Raw genomic sequence first — 21,451 nt, 5'->3', positions numbered from 1 at the left:
TTCTGATCGACCACTATTCTTTCAGACTTTTTTGTCTAGGAGGTCTTAAGATGACTAGTCTTTTAATTGAACTATACGATCGTCATACCATTGAGAAAAATGTCTACCAAGCTTTTGTCAGTGATTGTGATGAGATTTTATACCTTTCTACTAGAAAAATTGCTGAGGAAGATAAGCTATCCTTGAAGCATTTTCTAATGGCACAAGTTCCACACTTAAAACAAGTACATTTTCGACAATGTAACCTAGAAAAAACCTGCCAGGAATTAGACGTATTTATCAATGATTTTGAGACGGTGACCATCGATGTTTTTGGCGGAGATAATCTATTAGCAATAGTTCTATATCAGTATGGTTTGGAGAAAGGTATTCCCATTATTGCTATGGATGTTGAACAAGGAAAGCAGTATGCCTGGGAAAGGGGTAAGATTTGTGATAAACAGTTAGAGATTCCTAGTTTATCCATTGAACAATTGATAGCTTTACGTGGTGGAAAAGTCCTTAAATCAAGAAGGCCTCAGCATTCTAAAAAGCAAGTGCTAGCTATTAAAAAATTGGCCAAATATGCTATCGAAAATCCTGAAAAATGGTATCAGATTACACAATTCTTTGCACTGGCAAAAACAAATGATTTTCACGCTGAAACAGCAAAAGTTTTGGAGAGTAATGGAAAAAATTATTCTTACCCCAGTAGCTTGATTCCTTTGTTCACAAAAGCTAATTTACTGAAAGTAGAAGAGGAAACAACAGATACTGTTACTTATACCTTCCCAACACCAGAAGCACATCTGTTATGTCGAACTAAAGGGCATATTTTAGAATTGTATATCTATTTACTAGCCCTCGAATCAGAGTATTTTGATGAATGTATGATTGGTACTGAAATTGACTGGAATGGGATTTTCCCTGAGGCTGACAATGTTCAAAATGAGATTGATGTCATTCTTCGTAAAGGTCACTCTGTAGTTTTCATTTCTTGTAAAATGACTGATCTAGCAGTTGAAGCTATTAATGAACTTGAAGTTTATGCCAATCATTTTGCGGGTGATAATTGTTTGAAGATGATTGTTTGCTCAGGAAAAATCAATCCTGTTTATAGTCATCGTTGTCAGGAATATGGTGTAATGGTGATAAAGCAGGATCAAATACAGAATCTTATTCCCATGTTACGGAAATAAATTCGAAGACATCTGAAATAGCTTAGAATTAAATGTGAAAAAGGTTGAGTTGGTCAGCCTTTTTCTGCTTTTTCTTTTCGAATGAATTAGAAAAGGAGAGTTTATGTTTTTAGCTAGAGATAAAAAAGGTCATTTAATAAACGCGTTAGAGAATGAAGTAAAGAAACAAGCTTATTATTGTCCAGCTTGCGGAACGAGTGTTCGCTTGAAAAAAGGAAAAAATGTAAGAACTCATTTTGCGCATGAAAGTTTAAAAAGTTGTGATTTTTATCATGAGAATGAAGGACCAGAACATTTGGAGAATAAGGTGGCACTTTTAAATTGGGCTAAGAAAGATGCTGAAGTAGAAATGGAATATCCGATTCCTGAACTTAAGCAAATCGCAGATATCTTTATCAATAAGCAATTAGCACTGGAAGTTCAGTGTAGTCCTATTTCTTGTGAACTTTTACGGGAGAGAAGTAATGGTTATCGAAGTCTGGGAATTCAAGTTCTTTGGCTACTGGGAGAAAAGCTCTGGCTAAAAGAGCGACTAACTAAACTTCAAAGAAATTTTCTTTATTTTAGTCATAATATGGGATTTTATCTTTGGGAGTTAGACCATAAAAGACAAGTTTTGAGGCTCAAGTACCTCCTTCACCAAGATTTAAAAGGGAAACTCCATTATCAGCTCAAGGAATTTTCTTATGGCAAAGGAAATCTTCTAGAAATTTTACGTAGTCCTTATCAACAGCAAGAGCTAACTGCTTTTTCGGTCGAACAGGACAAGAATATTTGTCATTACATTCAAAAACAACTCTATTATCAAAATTCCTATTGGATGAAGCAACAAGCCCAAGCTTACTTGAGAGGAGATAACCTATTAAATTTGAAGACTCAGGACTGGTATCCCCAAGTAAGGCCGATAGAACATGGTCATTTTTGTCAGATAAGTCAAAATCTATATGATTATTACCGCAACTTTCAGGCTTATTATGAACTGAATCCACAAAATCAGCAACAAAAGCTCTATCCACCTGCCTTTTATCAGCAGTATTTCTCGAAAAATATGGTAAAATAGAAAGGATGGAGGAAATTTATGGTATTACAACGAAATGAAATCAATGAAAAAGATACATGGGATCTATCAACGATCTTTGAAACAGACAAAAAATGGGAAGAAGAATTAGCCCTATTAACCGAGGATACAAAAGAAGCAGCTAGACTTGAAGGGCATCTTTTGGATAGCGCAGAAAGCCTTCTTAACATTACAGAGCGTTATTTGGATTTGAGCCGTCGTCTTGAAAAACTCTATGTCTATGCTCATATGAAAAACGACCAGGATACACGAGTTGCTAAATATCAAGAATACTATGCAAAGGCAATGACTCTATACAGTCAACTCGACCAGGTGTTCTCTTTCTATGAGCCAGAATTTATGGCAATAACAGAAGAGCAGTATCAAAACTTTTTAGCAGAAGAGCCAAAACTCCAGCCTTATAAACACTTCTTTGATAAACTCTTGCAAAATAAGGAACATGTCCTTTCACAACGTGAAGAAGAGTTGTTAGCAGGTGCTGGTGAAATCTTTGGTGCTGCTAGTGAAACTTTCGCTATCTTAGATAATGCAGATATCGTCTTTCCATTTGTTAAAGATGAAGATGGAAATGAAGTGCAGTTGTCACACGGTGTCTATATGCGCTTAGTAGAATCTAAGAACCGTGAAGTTCGTCGTGGTGCATATGAAGCACTATACTCTACCTATGAGCAATACCAGCACACTTACGCTAAAACCTTGCAGACAAATGTAAAAGTACAAAACTACCGTGCAAAAGTTCGGAACTACAAGAGTGCGCGTGAAGCTGCTCTTGCAGCGAACTTTGTTCCAGAAAGTGTCTATGACAACTTAGTATCTGCTGTTCGCAAACACTTGCCACTCTTGCATCGTTATCTCGAACTTCGTTCAAAAATCTTGGGTATTCCAGACCTTAAAATGTACGATGTCTATACACCATTGTCTTCAGTAGAATACAGCTTTACTTATGAGGATGCTTTGAAGAAGGCAGAGGAAGCTTTAGCTGTTCTTGGCGATGATTACTTGAGTCGCGTTAAACGCGCATTTAGCGAACGTTGGATTGATGTGTATGAAAATCAAGGCAAACGTTCAGGTGCATATTCAGGTGGTTCCTACGATACTAATGCCTTCATGCTTCTTAACTGGCAAGATAACCTAGACAATCTCTTTACACTTGTACATGAGACAGGGCACAGTATGCATTCTAGCTATACGCGTGAAACACAACCTTATGTATACGGAGATTATTCAATCTTCTTGGCAGAAATTGCATCAACAACCAATGAAAATATCTTAACTGAAAAATTATTGCAAGAAGTTCAAGATGACGCAACACGCTTCGCTATTCTAAACAACTTCTTGGATGGTTTCCGTGGAACAGTCTTCCGCCAAACTCAATTTGCTGAATTTGAACATGCTATTCACCAAGCTGATCAAAATGGTGAAGTCTTGACAAGCGAGTTCTTAAACAATCTCTATGCTGACTTGAACCAAGAATATTATGGTTTGAGCAAGGAAGACAATCCTCAAATTCAGTACGAGTGGGCTCGTATTCCTCATTTCTACTATAATTACTATGTATATCAATATTCAACAGGCTTTGCAGCAGCTTCGGCCTTGGCTGAAAAGATTGTTCACGGTAGTCAAGATGATCGTGACCGTTATATTGATTACCTCAAGGCTGGGAAGTCAGACTATCCTCTAAATATCATGCGAAAAGCTGGTGTTGATATGGAAAAAGAAGACTATCTTAATGATGCCTTTGCAGTCTTTGAACGCCGTTTGGATGAGTTCGAAGCCCTTGTTGAGAAATTAGGATTAGCATAAAATGGTTGAGTCATACAGTAAAAATGCTAACCATAACATGCGACGGCCTGTTGTTAAGGATGAGATTGTGGAATTTATGCGCCACAGACAAGAGCAGGTGACTGGTTCTTTAAAAGAACTAGAAAACTTTGCTCGCAAGGAGAATATTCCTATCATTCCTCATGAAACAGTCGCTTATTTCCGTTTCCTAATGGAAACAATTCAACCAAAAAATATTTTAGAAATTGGAACGGCAATTGGCTTTTCGGCACTTTTAATGGCTCAACATGCCTCAGAGGCTAAAATTACAACCATTGACAGAAATCCTGAAATGATTGGTTTTGCCAAGGAAAATTTCGCCAAGTTTGATAATCGCCAACAAATCACTCTTTTGGAAGGCGATGCGGTAGACGTTTTGTCAACATTGACAGAGACCTATGATTTTGTTTTTATGGATTCTGCAAAATCCAAATACATCGTATTTTTGCCAGAAATTCTAAAACACCTTGAGGTTGGTGGAGTAGTTGTCTTGGATGATATTTTCCAAGGTGGAGACATTGCTAAGGATATTATGGAAGTCCGACGCGGGCAACGAACCATTTATCGCGGTTTGCAAAGACTATTTGACGCAACTCTAAACAATCCAGGATTAACAGCTAGTCTAGTTCCTCTTGGAGATGGAATCTTGATGCTAAGAAAGAATCAAGCAGAGATAGAACTGCCTGATATTGATTAATTTTAGATATTTTTAAGACAATTTAGTAAAATAGATAAGGTAAACATTTATCTAGTGTATAAAAAGGAGTAAACATGAAGAAAAAATTATTGGCTGGTGCCATCACTTTGTTATCAGTAGCTACATTGGCTGCTTGTTCAAATAGCTCTCAAGGAGCTGACCTCATCAGTATGAAGGGTGATGTCATCACTGAGCACCAATTTTATGAAGAAGTGAAAAACAACCCAACTGCTCAACAAATCTTGCTCAATATGACAATTCAAAAAGTTTTTGAAAAACAATATGGATCTGAAGTAAGTGACAAAGAAGTAGAAGATGCGGTAGCAGAAGAGCAAAAAAGATATGGTGATAGCTATCAAATCGTTCTTTCTCGTGCTGGTATGACAGCTGAAAGTCGTAAGGCTCAAATTCGTACAAGTAAACTAGTTGAATATGCTGTTAAGAAAGCTGCAGAAGCTGAATTGACAGATGAGAACTACAAAAAAGCTTACGATGAGTACACACCAGAAGTTACAGCTCAAGTGATTAAACTTGACAGTGAAGATAAGGCTAAGGAAGTACTTGCTAAAGCACAAGAATCTGGAGCTGACTTTGCACAATTGGCTAAGGATAATTCAACTGACGAAAAGACAAGAGCAAATGGTGGTGAAATCACTTTTGACTCAGCATCAACAGAATTGCCAGACGTTGTTAAAAAAGCAGCCTTTGCCCTTAATGTTGATGGAATCTCAGATGTGATTACAGCTCCAGGTACACAAGCTTATTCAAACAGTTTCTATATTGTGAAATTGAACAAGAAAACAGAAAAATCTTCTAACTGGGAAGATTATAAAGAAAAATTGAAGACAGTTATCCTGACTCAAAAACAAAATGATGCTACTTTTGTTCAAGGTGTAATTAGTAAAGAGTTGCAGGCGGCAAATATCAAGGTTAAAGATCAAGCCTTCCAAAATATCTTTACTCAGTACATTCAAAGTGATACAACAACTCAAACGACAACTACATCAGCAGCAACTGAAACGACAACAACATCTTCAAACTAAAAATGAAAACTCTATCTTTCTACTCTTGAAAGGTAGAGTTTTTTTGAAGTTTTCTTAGCTAATAGTCCAAAATATAAATAAATGTTTGTGAATTCTAAAAGCTTAAATTCTAGGCTTTAACGGATAAGAGTTTTTTTCTAGTCTAAAAAGTGGTATAATAGCATGTAAAACTAGAATTAATAGAAAATTAAAAATTTAGTAGATGGTGAAATATGAAAATTAGTAAAAGGCACCTGTTGAATTACTCTATTTTAGTGCCCTATATTCTCTTATCCGTTCTAGGATTGATAGTGGTATATTCAACAACGAGTGCATCCTTGATTCAGGAGGGTAAGAGCGCCTTTCAATTAGTTCGAAATCAGGGCTTGTTTTGGATTGTTAGTTTGTTGCTTATTGCAGTAATCTATAAGCTGAAACTTGGTTTTCTTCGAAACGAACGTTTGTTATTTATCGTTATGTTTGCTGAGCTCGTTTTACTAGCTTTAGCTCGTTTGATTGGGATTCCCATCAATGGTGCTTACGGTTGGATCAAAGTAGGACCTATTACTGTTCAGCCTGCGGAATACTTGAAAATTATCATTATTTGGTACTTGGCTCAACGTTTTTCAAAACAACAAGAAGAAATTGCCGTTTATGATTTCCAAGTTTTAACTCAAAACCAATGGTTTCCTAGAGCGTTTAATGACTGGCGATTTGTACTTCTAGTCATGATTGGTAGTTTGGCTATTTTCCCTGACCTTGGAAATGCTACAATTCTCTTTTTGGTAGCATTGTTGATGTACTCAATTAGTGGGATAGCTCACCGATGGTTTGCAACTATTCTTGGAGTATTGACCAGTTTATCCTTTGTTTCTCTAACAACCATTAAGTTTATTGGTGTTGATAAGTTTTCTAAGATTCCAGTATTTGGATACGTAGCTAAACGATTCAGTGCTTTCTTTAATCCATTTGATGATGTCGCTGGTGCAGGACACCAGTTGGCAAATTCATACTATGCTATGGTAAATGGAGGATGGTTTGGCTTAGGATTAGGAAACTCCATCGAGAAGCGTGGCTATCTACCTGAGGCGCACACGGACTTCGTTTTCTCTATTGTGATTGAAGAGTTTGGATTTGTTGGTGCAAGTCTTATTTTAGCTCTATTATTCTTCCTAATTCTTCGTATTATTTTAGTGGGGGTACGAGCAAAAGATCCGTTCAACTCTATGGTAGCAATCGGTATTGGTGGAATGATTTTAATTCAGGTATTCGTTAATATTGGAGGGATTTCAGGATTGATCCCTTCAACAGGTGTAACCTTCCCATTTCTTTCACAAGGGGGGAATAGTCTCCTGGTTCTATCAGTAGCTATCGCCTTTGTGTTAAATATCGATGCTAGTGAAAAACGTGCAAAACTCTACAGCGAATATGAAGCACAACTCTAAGAAAATGTGACAAGGAGAAAAATATGTCTCTTCAGAAACTAGAAAATAACAGAAACAAAACTGTAGTCCAAGAAGAAGTTCAAATCTTGACAGATTTACTTGAAGATATCACGAAAAATATGCTTCCTGCTGAGACTTTTGACAAGATTATGCAGTTGAAGAAGCTATCATCAAATCTAGACTATCAAGGACTAGATAAGGTAGTGAGAAGCCTTTCAAATGATGAAATGGTCTACATCTCTAGATATTTCTCTATTTTACCACTTTTGATTAACATCTCCGAAGACGTAGACTTAGCTTATGAGATTAACCATCTAAACAATATTGATCAAGATTATCTTGGTAAATTGTCAACAACCATTGAAATGGTTGCTGAAAAAGAAAATGCGGCTGAAATTCTTGAACATCTGAACGTGGTACCAGTATTAACAGCCCATCCAACTCAGGTTCAACGTAAGAGTATGCTGGACTTGACTAATCATATCCATACTCTCTTGCGTAAATACCGTGACGTGAGAATGGGGCTTATTAACAAAGAAAAATGGCACAATGATCTTCGTCGCTACATTGAGATTATCATGCAGACGGATATGATTCGTGAAAAGAAACTGAAAGTAACCAATGAAATCACAAACGTGATGGAATATTACAACAGTTCTTTCCTACAAGCTGTACCAAATCTAATGTTAGAGTATAAGCGTCTTGCAAAAGAGCAGGGAATTGACCTAAAACAAGCAAAACCTATCACCATGGGAATGTGGATTGGTGGAGACCGTGATGGCAATCCATTTGTAACTGCTAAGACACTCATGCGTTCTGCTACCATTCAAAGTGAAGTGATCTTAAACTACTACATCAGTAAGATTTCTAGTCTCTACCGTACTTTCTCTCTTTCTACTAATTTATCTAAGACAAGTAAGGCTGTTGAAGAAATGGCAGCTCAATCTCAAGATACTTCTGTTTTCCGCGAGAAAGAACCTTATCGTCGGGCTTTTCACTTTATTCAATCGAAATTAATTCAAACTCTTTTAAATTTGAAAGAGTGGGCTCTTGTCGGCTCATCGGCAGATGAACGTCATCATATTGAGCGACTTTTTGGTGCTCAAGGACATCAACAAGGAGTGGTTACTGACTATATTAGTAATCGTCTCTCAGGGGCCATTCAAGAATTGGCTGAAGATCGTCCTCCTTACTACGAAACAATTGAAGAATTTAAACAAGACTTAGCTATCATTAAAGATTCATTGCTTGAAAATAAGGCAGAAGCCTTGCTTACTGGAGAGTTTGCCGAGCTTTTGGAGGCTGTTGAAGTCTTTGGCTTCTTCTTGGCATCTATCGATATGCGCCAAGACTCAAGTGTTCATGAAGCCTGTGTTGCTGAATTGTTAGCATCTGCTGGAATTAATGACCATTATAGCGATCTTTCAGAAGATGAGAAGTGCGAGTTGCTTTTACATGAACTATTAGAAGACCCTCGAATCTTGTCAGCTACTCATGCTGAAAAGTCTGAACTTCTTGAAAAAGAATTAGCCATTTTCCAAACTGCACGTGAATTAAAAGATCGTTTGGGAGAAGACGTCATTCGTCAAACGATTATTTCTCATGCAACCAGCGTGTCTGATATGTTAGAATTGGCGATTATGCTGAAAGAAGTCGGTCTTGTGGATGCTGAAAAAGCACGTGTTCAAATCGTGCCTCTCTTTGAAACAATTGAGGATTTGGATCATTCCGAAGAAACAATGAGAAAGTATTTCTCTTTACCGCTTGCTAAGAAGTGGATTGCTTCAAAAGATAATTATCAAGAAATCATGCTAGGTTACTCAGATAGTAACAAGGATGGTGGTTATCTATCATCTTGTTGGACTCTATACAAAGCTCAACAACAATTAACCGCCATCGGTGATGAATTTGGAGTCAAAGTAACCTTCTTCCACGGTCGTGGTGGTACTGTTGGTCGTGGTGGTGGCCCTACGTATGATGCCATTGCTTCTCAACCACTCAAATCAATCAAGGACCGTATTCGATTAACTGAACAAGGTGAAGTTATCGGAAATAAATACGGAAACAAGGATGCAGCCTACTATAACTTGGAAATGTTGGTATCAGCGGCTATCAACCGTATGATTACACAGAAGAAGAGTGATACTAATACGTCAAATCGCTATGAGGCAATCATGGACCAAGTAGTCAGTCGTAGCTACGATATCTACCGTGAGCTAGTATTCGGAAATGAACATTTCTATGATTATTTCTTTGAATCTAGTCCAATTAAGAATATCTCAAGCTTTAATATTGGTTCTCGTCCAGCAGCACGTAAAACAATCACTGAAATTGGTGGTCTACGTGCCATTCCTTGGGTATTCTCATGGTCACAAAGTCGTGTCATGTTCCCAGGTTGGTATGGTGTTGGTTCAAGCTTCAAGGAATTTATTGATCAAGATCCAAAAAATATTGAATACCTTCGTGACATGTATCAAAATTGGCCATTCTTCCAGTCACTCCTATCAAACGTTGACATGGTTCTATCAAAATCAAATATGAATATTGCTTTTGAATATGCTAAACTTTGTGAAAGTGAAGAAGTGCAAGCAATCTACTATACAATTTTGGATGAATGGCAATTGACTAAGAATGTTATCCTGGCTATCGAAGGTCATGAAGAACTCTTGGCAGAAAACACTTATTTGAAAGACAGTCTAAATTACCGCATGCCTTATTTCAATGTTCTTAACTATATCCAGTTGGAATTGATTAAGCGCCAACGTCGTGGCGAGCTTTCTTCACATGAGGAAAGATTGATTCATACGACCATTAACGGAATTGCTACAGGATTACGTAATTCAGGTTAATACAAGCAATATTTTCCAAAAACCGTAGGAATTTTCATATTTTTTAAAATAATTCATGAAAATCCTTGACAAGTTTTAGTAAAATGATATAATTTAAGCATTCAGAAAGTAATCATCGAATTTTTTTAGCGAGTCTGTGGTTGGTGGAAACAGATAGAAGAAGATGATGAAATTGGGCTGGATGTTATTAAGAATTTGAAATCATAAGAATTCGGTGAGCACACCTTATAGTGCAACTCGTGAAGCGAGTAAGAGCGATAGGAATAATTCCTATAATTGAGGTGGCACCGCGCATCGACGTCCTCACACAAGTTTTTTGTGTGAGGACTTTTTCTATGGGGAGGAAAAAATTATGGAAATCAAACGATGGCGACGCTTGGTAAAGTTATATTGAAAGTGACATGAACATTACTAAGTTTAAGTGAAATAAGGAGAAATAGATATGAATAAACGTTTAATTGGTATTATTGCAGTACTAGCACTTGTAGTTGGAGGAAGCTTGGTATACTCTAACTTAACGAAACAAGATACTAAAACCGAGACAGCTAACAAAACTGCTAAGGTTGGTGTTCTACAGTTCGTCAGTCACCCATCGCTCGACTTGATTTACCAAGGTATCCAAGATGGACTTGCTGAAGAAGGCTATAAAGGTGATCAAGTTAAAATCGACTTTATGAACTCAGAAGGTGACCAAAGTAAGGTTGCGACAATGAGTAAACAATTGGTAGCAAACGGAAACGATGTTGTTGTCGGTATTGCAACTCCAGCAGCTCAAGGGCTTGCAAGTGCAACAAAAGACCTTCCTGTTATCATGGCAGCTATTACAGACCCAGTTGGAGCTAACCTTGTACAAAACTTGGAAAAACCAGGTGGAAACATCACAGGGGTATCTGACCATAACCCTGCTGAACAACAGGTTGAATTGATTAAAACATTGACTCCTGATGTCAAGACAGTTGGAGCTCTTTACTCAAGTAGTGAAGATAACTCTAAATCACAAGTTGAAGAGTTCAAAGCTTACGCTGAAAAAGCTGGTTTGAAAGTAGAAACATTCGCAGTTCCATCAACTAACGAAATTGCTTCAACAGTTAACGTTATGACTGGTAAAGTAGATGCAATCTGGGTTCCAATTGACAACACAATCGCATCTGCATTCTCAACTGTAGTATCAAGTAACCAAACAGCTAAAAAACCAATCTACCCAAGTGCAACTGCAATGGTAGAAGCAGGTGGTTTGGCATCAGTCGTTGTGGACCAACACGATCTTGGTGTGGCTACTGGTAAGATGATTGCTAAAGTCTTGAAGGGTGAAAAACCTGCAAATACACCAGTTAATGTCTTCTCAACTGGTAAATCAGTAATCAATAAAAAAGTGGCTCAAGAACTTGGAATAACAATTCCTGAATCAGTTATCAAAGAAGCTGGTCAAGTAATCGAATAAGAATGAAGGAGGGGTTGGAGACATCTCCTCCAATTTTTAAAAGAAGGAAATGAATGTAACATGATAGTATCGATAATTTCACAAGGATTGATCTGGGCTATTCTGGGGTTGGGAATCTTTATGACCTTTCGAATCCTGAACTTCCCAGATATGACAACCGAAGGTTCCTTCCCGCTTGGAGGAGCGGTAGCAGTAACCCTAATTACACAAGGTGTCAATCCTTTTCTTGCTACCTTAGTAGCTGTTGGAGCAGGCTGTCTTGCAGGTTTAGCGACTGGTCTTCTTTACACGAAAGGAAAGATTCCAACACTCTTGTCTGGTATTTTGGTGATGACTTCTTGCCATTCTATCATGCTCATGATTATGGGACGGGCAAACCTTGGGCTCTTAGGAACTAAACAAATCCAGGACGTTCTTCCTTTCTCATCTGAGCTTAATCAATTATTTACAGGTTTGATTTTTGTGACTTTGGTTATCCTTCTTATGCTTTTCTTCCTAGATACTAAATTGGGACAAGCTTATATCGCAACAGGAGATAATCCAGATATGGCTCGTAGTTTTGGTATCAATACTGGACGTATGGAGTTGATGGGCTTGGTCTTGTCAAATGGTGTGATCGCACTTGCTGGCGCTCTTATCGCTCAACAAGAAGGCTATGCAGATGTTTCTCGTGGTATCGGGGTTATCGTAGTTGGTCTTGCAAGCTTAATTATCGGTGAAGTACTCTTTAAGAGTCTTACATTAGCAGAACGTCTGGTTACTATTGTTGTTGGTTCTATTAGTTACCAATTCTTGGTATGGGGAGTCATTGCTCTTGGCTTTAATACTAGCTACCTCCGTCTATACAGTGCTCTTATCCTAGCAACTTGTCTAGTCATTCCAACCCTTAAGGATAAATACTTGAAAGGAGTCAAGTTAAGCAAATGACAGCGATTGTAGAATTGAAAAATGCCACAAAAATTGTGAAGAATGGCTTTGATGAAGAAAAAATCATCCTAAACGATGTTTCGCTTGATATTTATGAACACGACTTCATCACAATCTTAGGTGGAAATGGTGCAGGAAAATCAACACTCTTTAATAGCATTGCAGGAACTTTGCCCCTGACTAGTGGGACTATTCGTATTATGGGTGAGGATGTGACTCATTTTAGCCCTGAAAAACGCGCCAAGTATCTCTCTCGTGTCTTTCAAGATCCAAAGATGGGAACTGCCCCTCGTATGACGGTTGCAGAAAATCTCTTGATTGCTAAGTTTCGTGGTGAAAAACGGGGACTTTTTCCGAGAAGACTCTCAGCTTACAAGGAAGAATTTCAAGCAACCATTGAGAAAGTCGGAAATGGTCTAGAAAAACACTTGGATACACCGATTGAATTCTTGTCAGGTGGACAAAGACAGGCCTTGAGCCTCTTGATGGCAACCTTGAAACGTCCTGAACTCCTTTTGTTGGATGAACATACGGCAGCCCTTGACCCTAAAACAAGTGTGTCCTTGATGGAATTGACAGATGACTTTGTCAGCAAGGACCATCTAACAGCATTAATGATTACCCACCATATGGAAGATGCTCTCAAGTATGGAAATCGTCTCATTGTCATGAAAGAAGGACGTATCATCCAAGATTTAAACAAGGATGAAAAAGCCAAGATGAAGATTTCAGATTACTATAAACTATTTGAGTAGATGATTTTAAATAATTGATATAAAAACTTGGAAGTGGAATTTTTACTTCTAAGTTTTTTTAGTGGAATTTAAACTATATTTATATTTCCTTTATTGCCAGTTTTCCTTTATAATAGAATCAATCTAATAATCTTAAACTTTGATAGAAGTAGGAGATAAAAACATGGCATACACACAAGAAGATTTTCAGGAATGGATTTTTCAAATTGGATTTAAGATGGACTATTTCACAAGGGAGTTTGCGGAGAAAGAAGGGCTAAATTTAGACTATAGTATGCAGTCCTTGGATGATTTGGAGGCTTAGATCTTAGCTCACTACGAAGACCACCATGCTTTGATAGCAGACCGCAAGATGTTGGATTATTTGACAGTTTATATCGGCGAAACCTTTCGCAAACACCTAGGAGGTAAATGGTATATTGACCTTAAAAATAAAAAGAACGCCTATTATTCTATGCCTGTATTGACTGATCCATCCTATAGAGGAGTGGTATACAAAGCACCATTGACTTATGCAACAGCTTGTATCAGTAGAAAAGATGGTCAGTATATTAGTAGGATATTGAAAAATAATCTCGAAAATCAGGTGAAATAGTCTTTAATTTTTTCTATTTTTCTTTCAAATATTAGAATGGTTTGCTCAAAAGATTCACTTTTTCATGACAGCTGGAAACTTATGAAATAGAAGCATGTAAAAGGTGTGAAATGGTTTACTTTTTTTCAGAAATAAAGTATACTATATAAAGTAAACTGTGATAAAATGGAGGTATTGTCTATGGTTGACAAGAGAGTCATCGAAGAAATCAAAAACAATACCAATATTGTCGAAATCATAGGAGAAGTGATTTCTTTACAAAAATCTGGACGGAACTTTTTGGGGCTCTGTCCTTTTCATGGTGAAAAGACCCCTTCCTTTAACGTGGTCGAAGATAAGCAATTTTACCACTGTTTTGGTTGTGGTCGTTCTGGAGACGTCTTTAAGTTTATAGAAGAGTATCAACAAGTAACTTTTTCAGATGCGGTAAGGATTTTAGGTGAGCGTCTCGGAATGCACCTTGAAACTCCTGCACATAACCCTGTCCCACATACGTCACCCCATCAAAATCTCTACGATATGCATGACAAGGCTGCACGCTTTTATCATGCAATTCTCATGACTACTAAAATGGGTGAGGAGGCAAGAAACTATCTCTATAAACGTGGCTTGACTGATGATGTCATTAAACACTTTATGATTGGTCTAGCTCCAGCAGAACGCTCTTATCTTTATCAGCGTTTAGCAGACGATTATAGTGAGAAGGACTTGCTGGATTCAGGTCTATTTTATCTATCTGAGAGCAACCAATTTTTTGATACTTTCCATAACCGGATTATATTTCCACTCTCAAACGACCAAGGAAAGGTAATTGCTTTCTCTGGACGGATTTGGCAAGAGACAGATTCTCAAACTGCCAAGTATAAAAATAGTCGAGCGACGGCGATTTTTAACAAGAGTTACGAATTATATCATTTGGATAGGGTAAAAAAAGGCTCAGGGAAAGCTCCTGAAATTTATCTGATGGAAGGCTTTATGGATGTTATTGCAGCCTACCGTGCTGGTATTGAAAATGCAGTAGCTTCCATGGGAACGGCCTTGACCGCTGAACACGTCGAACATCTCAAACGTTTTACAAAAAAAGTGATTATCACTTATGACGGTGATAAGGCAGGACAAGCTGCAACTGCTAAAGCACTAGAGGAATTGGGAGATTTGCCTGTTCAAATTGTCCAGATTCCTGATGCAATGGACCCTGATGAGTATTTACAAAAGAATTCTCCAGAGGATTTGGCTTATCTTTTATCCAATACTCGAATCAGTCCAATTGAGTTTTATATTCATCATTACAAACCTAGTAATAGTGAAAATCTCCAAGCACAGATTGAGTTCATTGAGAAAATTGCACCTCTTATCGTCAAAGAACCTTCTATCACAGCCCAGAACACCTATATTCATTTGTTGACGGATCATTTACCATCTTTTGATTATCAACAAGTTGAGCACATTATCAACGAAAGTCGTGTCAGACAAAGACAAGAAAAAGTGAAGCAGGTTGTTAATCCGACACCAATTACTATGTCGGTTTCTAAACAATTGACGGCAGTCATGAGAGCTGAAGCACATATTCTTTATCGTATGATGGAGCACCCCCTTGTGTTGAATGATTATCGTTTGAGAGATGATTTTGTATTTGAAACTCCAGAGTTTCAGACCTTGTATGGACTCTTGATTGATAATGGTTCGATTTCTTCTGAAGACTTGGCAAATCAGACTAGAGAAGTGGAAAATGCTTGGTACCAAGTGTTAGCCTTGGATCTACCTTCTGAAATGTCTCCAGAAGAATTAAAGGAAGTGGAGGAGTCTCGTAATCGTGCTCTTTTGAATCAACAAAACTTGCAAATTAAAAAGAAAGTTCAGGAAGCTAGTCATGTAGGCGACACAGATGCTGCTTTAGAAGAGCTTGAACGCTTAATTGCCCAAAAAAGAAGAATGGAGTAAGAATGGCAAAAAAACAAAAAGAAGTAACAACTTTTGATGTCCAAGTTGCAGAATTTATTCGTAACCATAAGAAAACTGGTACTGCGACAGATGATGAAATTAACAATGTCCTTGTAATTCCTTTTGCTCTTGATGTAGAAGGTATTGAGAATCTTTTGCAACGAATTCAAGATGCAGGTATTGCAATCACTGATAACGAAGGAAATCCGAGTGAACGTGTTTTAAGTACAGAGGAAGAACCAGAACTTAGCGATGAAGACTTAATTGGTTCAACATCTGCCAAAGTCAATGACCCTGTTCGTATGTACTTGAAGGAAATCGGTGTTGTACCTCTTCTTACTAACGAAGAAGAAAAAGAATTAGCTCTTGCTGTTGAAGCAGGCGATGTTGAAGCTAAGCAACGTCTAGCAGAAGCTAACCTTCGTTTGGTTGTGTCTATCGCGAAACGCTATGTTGGACGTGGCATGCAATTCCTTGACTTAATCCAAGAGGGTAACATGGGGCTTATGAAAGCCGTTGATAAATTTGACTACTCAAAAGGGTTCAAATTCTCAACTTATGCAACTTGGTGGATCCGTCAGGCTATTACACGTGCCATTGCTGACCAAGCTCGTACCATCCGTATCCCGGTTCACATGGTGGAAACTATCAACAAGCTTGTTCGTGAACAACGTAATCTTCTTCAAGAGTTGGGACAAGACCCTACTCCTGAGCAAATTGCTGAACGAATGGATATGACGCCTGATAAGGTTCGTGAAATCCTTAAGATTGCTCAAGAACCAGTTTCTCTAGAAACGCCTATTGGTGAAGAAGATGATAGCCATCTTGGTGACTTTATCGAAGATGAAGTGATTGAAAATCCAGTTGATTACACAACTCGCATCGTCTTGCGCGAGCAGTTGGATGAAGTTTTGGATACTCTTACAGATCGTGAAGAAAATGTTCTTCGTCTTCGTTTTGGTCTCGATGATGGTAAAATGCGTACTCTAGAAGATGTTGGTAAAGTCTTCAATGTCACTCGTGAGCGTATTCGTCAGATTGAGGCAAAAGCATTGAGAAAACTTCGCCAGCCTAGTCGTAGTAAACCACTTCGTGACTTTATCGAAGATTAAAATTGGAGGATTACACATGGCTTATACAGAAGAGCAAATTGAAACTATCAAAACGAAAATCTTATCTGCATTAGAAGAAGTTATCGACCCAGAATTAGGAATCGATATCGTCAACCTAGGTCTGATTTATGAGATTCGATTTGATGGTGATACCGGTGATACTGAGATTGATATGACCTTAACGACTATGGGTTGTCCATTAGCAGACCTCTTGACAGATCAAATTTATGATGCTATGACAGATGTACCAGAAGTTACTAACGTTGAAGTGAAATTAGTTTGGTATCCAGCTTGGACGGTTGAAAAAATGAGTCGCTATGCACGTATCGCTTTAGGTATTAAATAGAATGATATAAAAAAGAAATAGTATAAGTGTTAGGAAATTCCCTAGCTTTTATGCTATCTCTTTTTTAATTTGCTGATTTTCTTTCAATAAAATGATATAATGGATAGTATGGAAAAAGAGAAATTACGCATCAACATGCTAAGTTCGAGTGAAAAGGTAGCAGGACAAGGTGTTTCTGGAGCTTACCGTGAACTTGTGCAACTTTTGAAACGTGATGCGAAAGACCAACTAATTGTAACGGAGAATCTTCCTGTAGAAGCTGATGTTACTCATTTTCATACAATCGACCTTCCTTATTATCTGTCAACTTTTCAAAAGAAGCGTTCAGGTCGTAGGATTGGTTATGTCCACTTCTTGCCTGACACCTTAGAAGGTAGTTTGAAGATTCCATTCTTTCTAAAAGGGATTGTTAAGCGCTATGTGTTTTCTTTTTATGACCGTATGGAACACTTGGTCGTGGTTAATCCTACTTTTATCGAAGATTTGGTTGCAGCTGGTATTCCTCGTGAAAAAGTGACCTATATCCCTAACTTTGTTAACAAAGAAAAATGGCACCCACTTTCTGCAGAAAAAGTAAGTCAACTTCGACAAGATATGGGGTTGAGTGACAATCAATTTGTAGTAGTAGGAGCTGGGCAGGTTCAGAAGCGTAAGGGAATCGATGATTTCATCACTCTTGCTGAGGAACTACCGGACATCACCTTTATTTGGGCTGGAGGTTTCTCATTTGGTGGGATAACCGATGGTTATGAACGTTATAAAAAAATCATGGATAATCCACCAGAGAATCTGATTTTCCCTGGAATTGTTGAGCCAGAACGGATGAGAGAACTCTATGCTTTGGCAGATTTGTTCTTACTTCCTAGCTATAACGAGCTCTTTCCGATGACCATTCTAGAAGCTGCGAGTTGTGAAGCTCCCATTATGCTTCGGGACTTAGATCTTTATAAGGTGATTCTAGAAGGCAATTACAGACCAACCACCGATGTGGAAGAGATGAAACACGCTATTATGGAATATAGAGAGCATCCAGAAGATTTGAAAGAGTTAAAAGAAAAGGCCAAGGCTATTTCAAGAGAATACTCAGAGGAGCATCTCCTTGAAATATGGCTAAAATTCTATCGGGAGCAAGCGGCTTTAGGAAAAAAATGAGGTAGTATATGCGAATTGGATTATTTACAGATACTTATTTCCCACAGGTTTCGGGTGTTGCAACCAGTATTCGAACCTTAAAAACAGAGCTTGAAAAGCAAGGGCATGCAGTCTTTATCTTCACGACAACCGATAAGGATGTCAATCGTTATGAAGACTGGCAGATTATCCGTATTCCTAGTGTTCCTTTCTTTGCCTTTAAAGACCGTCGTTTCGCTTACCGTGGATTTACGAAAGCTCTTGAGATTGCTAAACAATACAAACTCGATATCATTCATACCCAAACTGAGTTTTCTCTTGGTTTATTGGGGATTTGGATTGCTCGAGAACTGAAAATTCCAGTCATTCATACATATCATACCCAGTACGAGGATTATGTTCACTATATTGCTAAGGGAATGTTGATTCGTCCAAGTATGGTCAAATATCTTGTTCGAGGTTTTTTGCATGATGTTGATGGGGTTATTTGCCCGAGTGAAATTGTACGCGACCTTTTATCTGACTATAAGGTAAAAGTTGAAAAGCGTGTCATTCCTACTGGAATTGAACTTGCCAAATTTGAACGCCCTGAGATTGGTCCTGAACACATTAGTGACTTAAGGGATAAACTAGGGATCCAACAAGACGAAAAGATGCTTCTAAGTCTTTCTCGAGTTTCTTACGAGAAGAATATTCAAGCAGTTCTTAAAGCTTTACCAGATGTCCTAAAAGAAGAACCAAATGTTAAACTTGTTGTAGCTGGAGATGGACCTTATTTAGACAACCTTAAGGAGCAAGCAGAAGATTTAAAAATTCAAGATTCTGTTATCTTTACAGGTATGATTCCGCCAAATGAGACGGCACTCTATTATAAGGCAGCTGATTTCTTTATATCGGCTTCTACAAGTGAGACTCAGGGATTGACTTATCTGGAAAGTTTAGCTAGTAAGACACCTGTTATTGCCCATGGTAATCCTTATTTGGATAATCTCATCAATGATAAAATGTTCGGAACTCTCTATTATGAGGAAAGAGACTTGGCAGGAGCTATTCTTGAGGCTTTACTTGCTACACCGTCAATGGATGAAAAACACTTGGCTGAAAAATTATATGAAATTTCTGCTGAGAATTTTGGTAGAAGAGTTCATGAATTTTATCTAGACGTCATTATTTCAAATAATTTTGCTAAAGAAACAGGAGCTGACGAACCTGTTACAAAACGTATTTTAAAGACAGTCTTCTATATTCCGCAACAGGCTGTTACTATGCCAGTTAAAGGTTCGAAGCGTATGCTTAAGGCATCTAGAAAACAATTAAGAAATTTAAGAAAATACTTGAATGATTAAATTCTTTCGATGAAAGGAAAAAACAATGAAAAAGAAATTGATGAGAAGTGGTCGAGACCAAAAACTTGGTGGAGTCTGTGCAGGAGTAGCACATTATTTTGATATTGACCCTACAATTGTTCGTGTTATTTGGGGAGTTTTAGCTTTCTGTTATGGGGCAGGCATTGTTGCTTACTTAATTTTGTGGGCAATTGCTCCTGTATCAAATGAATTTTAAGAATTATGAATTAGAGTAAAGGAGAAAACATGGCATTCGGTGATAATGGTAAACGTAAAAAAACATTCTTTGAAAAACTTACAATGTTTGTCGTATTAATCATGTTGTTTGTTACTTTAGCCGGTATTTTTGCGACTGCAATTGGTGTATTTAGTAGATTCTAAATTGCTAGTTGTAGGATTTATTTCAAATAGTTGGTGACTGGGATTTCCCAGCCCTTTTTAAAGTGAGAAAAGAATATGAGTATGTTTTTAGACACAGCCAAGATTAAAGTAAAGGCTGGTAATGGTGGCGATGGCATGGTTGCCTTTCGTCGTGAAAAATACGTCCCTAATGGTGGACCATGGGGCGGTGATGGAGGACGTGGTGGTAACGTTGTTTTCGTTGTAGACGAAGGTTTACGTACCCTTATGGACTTCCGTTACAATCGTCATTTCAAGGCCCAATCAGGTGAAAAAGGGATGACAAAAGGAATGCATGGCCGAGGGGCAGAAGACTTGATTGTCCATGTACCTCAAGGGACAACTGTGCGTGATGCGGAGACTGGGAAAGTTCTCACTGATTTGATAGAGAACGGACAAGAGTTCATCGTGGCTCACGGTGGTCGTGGTGGTCGCGGAAATATCCGTTTTGCAACACCTAAAAATCCTGCGCCAGAAATCTCAGAAAATGGAGAACCTGGTCAAGAACGTGAATTACAGTTAGAACTTAAAATCCTTGCGGATGTAGGTTTAGTTGGTTTCCCATCTGTAGGTAAATCAACACTCCTTAGCGTGATTACCTCCGCTAAGCCAAAAATTGGGGCCTACCACTTTACGACTATTGTACCAAATCTTGGTATGGTTCGTACCCAGTCCGGTGAATCCTTTGCCGTTGCAGACCTTCCTGGATTGATTGAAGGTGCTAGCCAAGGTGTTGGCTTGGGGACTCAGTTCCTTCGCCATATCGAGCGTACTCGCGTTATTCTTCATATCATTGACATGTCAGCTAGTGAAGGACGTGATCCTTATGAGGACTATTTAGCAATCAATAAGGAACTTGAATCTTATAACCTTCGTCTTATGGAGCGTCCACAGATTATTGTTGCCAATAAGATGGATATGCCAGAAAGTCAGGAAAACCTTGAAGAGTTCAAGAAAAAATTGGCTGCTAATTATGATGAATTTGAAGAATTACCGCCAATCTTCCCAATTTCAGGTTTGACTAAGCAAGGACTTGCACCGCTATTAGATGCAACGGCTGAACTTCTTGATAAAACGCCAGAATTCCTTCTTTATGATGAGTCAGAGATGGAAGAAGAAGTATACTATGGCTTTGATGAGAAAGAAAAACCATTTGAGATTGGCCGTGATGACGATGCAACTTGGGTTCTTTCAGGTGAAAAACTCATGAAACTCTTTAATATGACTAACTTTGACCGTGATGAGTCTGTCATGAAATTTGCGCGTCAGTTGCGTGGTATGGGAGTTGATGAAGCTCTTCGTGCTCGTGGTGCTAAGGACGGCGACCTTGTCCGTATTGGAAAATTTGAGTTTGAATTTGTAGACTAG

Annotated in this window: 20 protein-coding genes and 1 other annotated feature; all 20 genes read left to right on the top strand. The window is 38.2% G+C overall.

Features of this window, described 5'->3' with window-relative positions:
- Nucleotides 1-50: 50 nt before the first annotated feature.
- The 20 genes from ACLNCS_RS00495 (at nucleotide 51) to obgE (ending at nucleotide 21,451) form a co-directional block, all read left to right on the top strand.
- The gene (locus ACLNCS_RS00495) at nucleotides 51-1,178 is read left to right on the top strand and encodes a hypothetical protein (protein ID WP_424846668.1); all 1,128 of its coding nucleotides are present in this window, start codon (nucleotides 51-53) and stop codon (nucleotides 1,176-1,178) included.
- Between the two features lie 103 nt (nucleotides 1,179-1,281).
- Nucleotides 1,282-2,238: a competence protein CoiA gene (locus ACLNCS_RS00490; protein ID WP_004252658.1), complete on the top strand. Its 957-nt coding sequence runs from the start codon at nucleotides 1,282-1,284 to the stop codon at nucleotides 2,236-2,238.
- An 18-nt stretch (nucleotides 2,239-2,256) separates the two neighbouring features.
- Complete coding sequence (gene pepF, locus ACLNCS_RS00485) at nucleotides 2,257-4,059, top strand: oligoendopeptidase F (RefSeq protein WP_424846666.1); 1,803 nt, start codon at nucleotides 2,257-2,259, stop codon at nucleotides 4,057-4,059.
- A gap of 1 nt (nucleotide 4,060) precedes the next feature.
- A complete protein-coding gene (locus ACLNCS_RS00480) occupies nucleotides 4,061-4,774 on the top strand; it encodes an O-methyltransferase (RefSeq protein ID WP_424846664.1) in 714 nt (237 codons plus the stop codon).
- A 74-nt stretch (nucleotides 4,775-4,848) separates the two neighbouring features.
- Nucleotides 4,849-5,817, top strand: coding sequence for a peptidylprolyl isomerase PrsA (prsA, locus tag ACLNCS_RS00475; RefSeq protein WP_424846662.1), 969 nt, complete (start codon nucleotides 4,849-4,851; stop codon nucleotides 5,815-5,817).
- A gap of 212 nt (nucleotides 5,818-6,029) precedes the next feature.
- Nucleotides 6,030-7,241 carry a cell division peptidoglycan polymerase FtsW gene (gene ftsW, locus ACLNCS_RS00470; RefSeq protein WP_424846660.1) on the top strand — a complete coding sequence of 404 codons (1,212 nt, stop codon included), beginning with the start codon at nucleotides 6,030-6,032 and terminating at the stop codon, nucleotides 7,239-7,241.
- 23 nt (nucleotides 7,242-7,264) lie between these two features.
- Nucleotides 7,265-10,090: a phosphoenolpyruvate carboxylase gene (ppc, locus tag ACLNCS_RS00465; protein WP_424846658.1), complete on the top strand. Its 2,826-nt coding sequence runs from the start codon at nucleotides 7,265-7,267 to the stop codon at nucleotides 10,088-10,090.
- 93 nt (nucleotides 10,091-10,183) lie between these two features.
- Nucleotides 10,184-10,398: a binding site (T-box leader), on the top strand.
- 134 nt (nucleotides 10,399-10,532) lie between these two features.
- Entirely contained in the window at nucleotides 10,533-11,531 is a 999-nt protein-coding gene (trpX, locus tag ACLNCS_RS00460) for a tryptophan ABC transporter substrate-binding protein (protein WP_424846656.1), read from the top strand.
- Nucleotides 11,532-11,591: 60 nt separating this feature from the next.
- Nucleotides 11,592-12,458: an ABC transporter permease gene (locus ACLNCS_RS00455; protein WP_424846654.1), complete on the top strand. Its 867-nt coding sequence runs from the start codon at nucleotides 11,592-11,594 to the stop codon at nucleotides 12,456-12,458.
- Entirely contained in the window at nucleotides 12,455-13,213 is a 759-nt protein-coding gene (locus ACLNCS_RS00450) for an ABC transporter ATP-binding protein (RefSeq protein ID WP_424846652.1), read from the top strand. The genes ACLNCS_RS00455 and ACLNCS_RS00450 overlap by 4 nt, the downstream gene beginning before the upstream one ends.
- 163 nt (nucleotides 13,214-13,376) lie before the next feature.
- Entirely contained in the window at nucleotides 13,377-13,517 is a 141-nt protein-coding gene (locus ACLNCS_RS00445; RefSeq protein ID WP_247921603.1) for a hypothetical protein, read from the top strand.
- 48 nt (nucleotides 13,518-13,565) lie between these two features.
- Nucleotides 13,566-13,808 carry a hypothetical protein gene (locus tag ACLNCS_RS00440; protein WP_414312235.1) on the top strand — a complete coding sequence of 81 codons (243 nt, stop codon included), beginning with the start codon at nucleotides 13,566-13,568 and terminating at the stop codon, nucleotides 13,806-13,808.
- A 180-nt stretch (nucleotides 13,809-13,988) separates the two neighbouring features.
- Nucleotides 13,989-15,749: a DNA primase gene (dnaG, locus tag ACLNCS_RS00435; protein WP_424846649.1), complete on the top strand. Its 1,761-nt coding sequence runs from the start codon at nucleotides 13,989-13,991 to the stop codon at nucleotides 15,747-15,749.
- Nucleotides 15,750-15,751: 2 nt separating this feature from the next.
- On the top strand, nucleotides 15,752-16,861 hold the full coding sequence (gene rpoD, locus ACLNCS_RS00430) for an RNA polymerase sigma factor RpoD (RefSeq protein ID WP_004252673.1): 1,110 nt from the start codon (nucleotides 15,752-15,754) through the stop codon (nucleotides 16,859-16,861).
- A gap of 16 nt (nucleotides 16,862-16,877) precedes the next feature.
- Complete coding sequence (locus ACLNCS_RS00425; RefSeq protein ID WP_004252676.1) at nucleotides 16,878-17,207, top strand: metal-sulfur cluster assembly factor; 330 nt, start codon at nucleotides 16,878-16,880, stop codon at nucleotides 17,205-17,207.
- A gap of 108 nt (nucleotides 17,208-17,315) precedes the next feature.
- Complete coding sequence (locus ACLNCS_RS00420) at nucleotides 17,316-18,359, top strand: glycosyltransferase family 4 protein (protein WP_186822912.1); 1,044 nt, start codon at nucleotides 17,316-17,318, stop codon at nucleotides 18,357-18,359.
- A gap of 8 nt (nucleotides 18,360-18,367) precedes the next feature.
- Nucleotides 18,368-19,684: a glycosyltransferase family 4 protein gene (locus tag ACLNCS_RS00415; RefSeq protein ID WP_247912243.1), complete on the top strand. Its 1,317-nt coding sequence runs from the start codon at nucleotides 18,368-18,370 to the stop codon at nucleotides 19,682-19,684.
- A 25-nt stretch (nucleotides 19,685-19,709) separates the two neighbouring features.
- Nucleotides 19,710-19,901, top strand: coding sequence for a PspC domain-containing protein (locus ACLNCS_RS00410; protein WP_074324712.1), 192 nt, complete (start codon nucleotides 19,710-19,712; stop codon nucleotides 19,899-19,901).
- A gap of 29 nt (nucleotides 19,902-19,930) precedes the next feature.
- On the top strand, nucleotides 19,931-20,065 hold the full coding sequence (locus ACLNCS_RS00405; protein ID WP_000863850.1) for a DUF4044 domain-containing protein: 135 nt from the start codon (nucleotides 19,931-19,933) through the stop codon (nucleotides 20,063-20,065).
- 75 nt (nucleotides 20,066-20,140) lie between these two features.
- Nucleotides 20,141-21,451 carry a GTPase ObgE gene (gene obgE / locus ACLNCS_RS00400; protein ID WP_424846645.1) on the top strand — a complete coding sequence of 437 codons (1,311 nt, stop codon included), beginning with the start codon at nucleotides 20,141-20,143 and terminating at the stop codon, nucleotides 21,449-21,451.

The sequence above is a fragment of the Streptococcus sp. CL9.43 genome, from assembly GCF_049737935.1.
Lineage (GTDB): Bacteria > Bacillota > Bacilli > Lactobacillales > Streptococcaceae > Streptococcus > Streptococcus infantis_I.
Note: the sequence above shows the minus strand (reverse complement) of the source record. Positions and strands in the feature narration are given on the sequence as shown.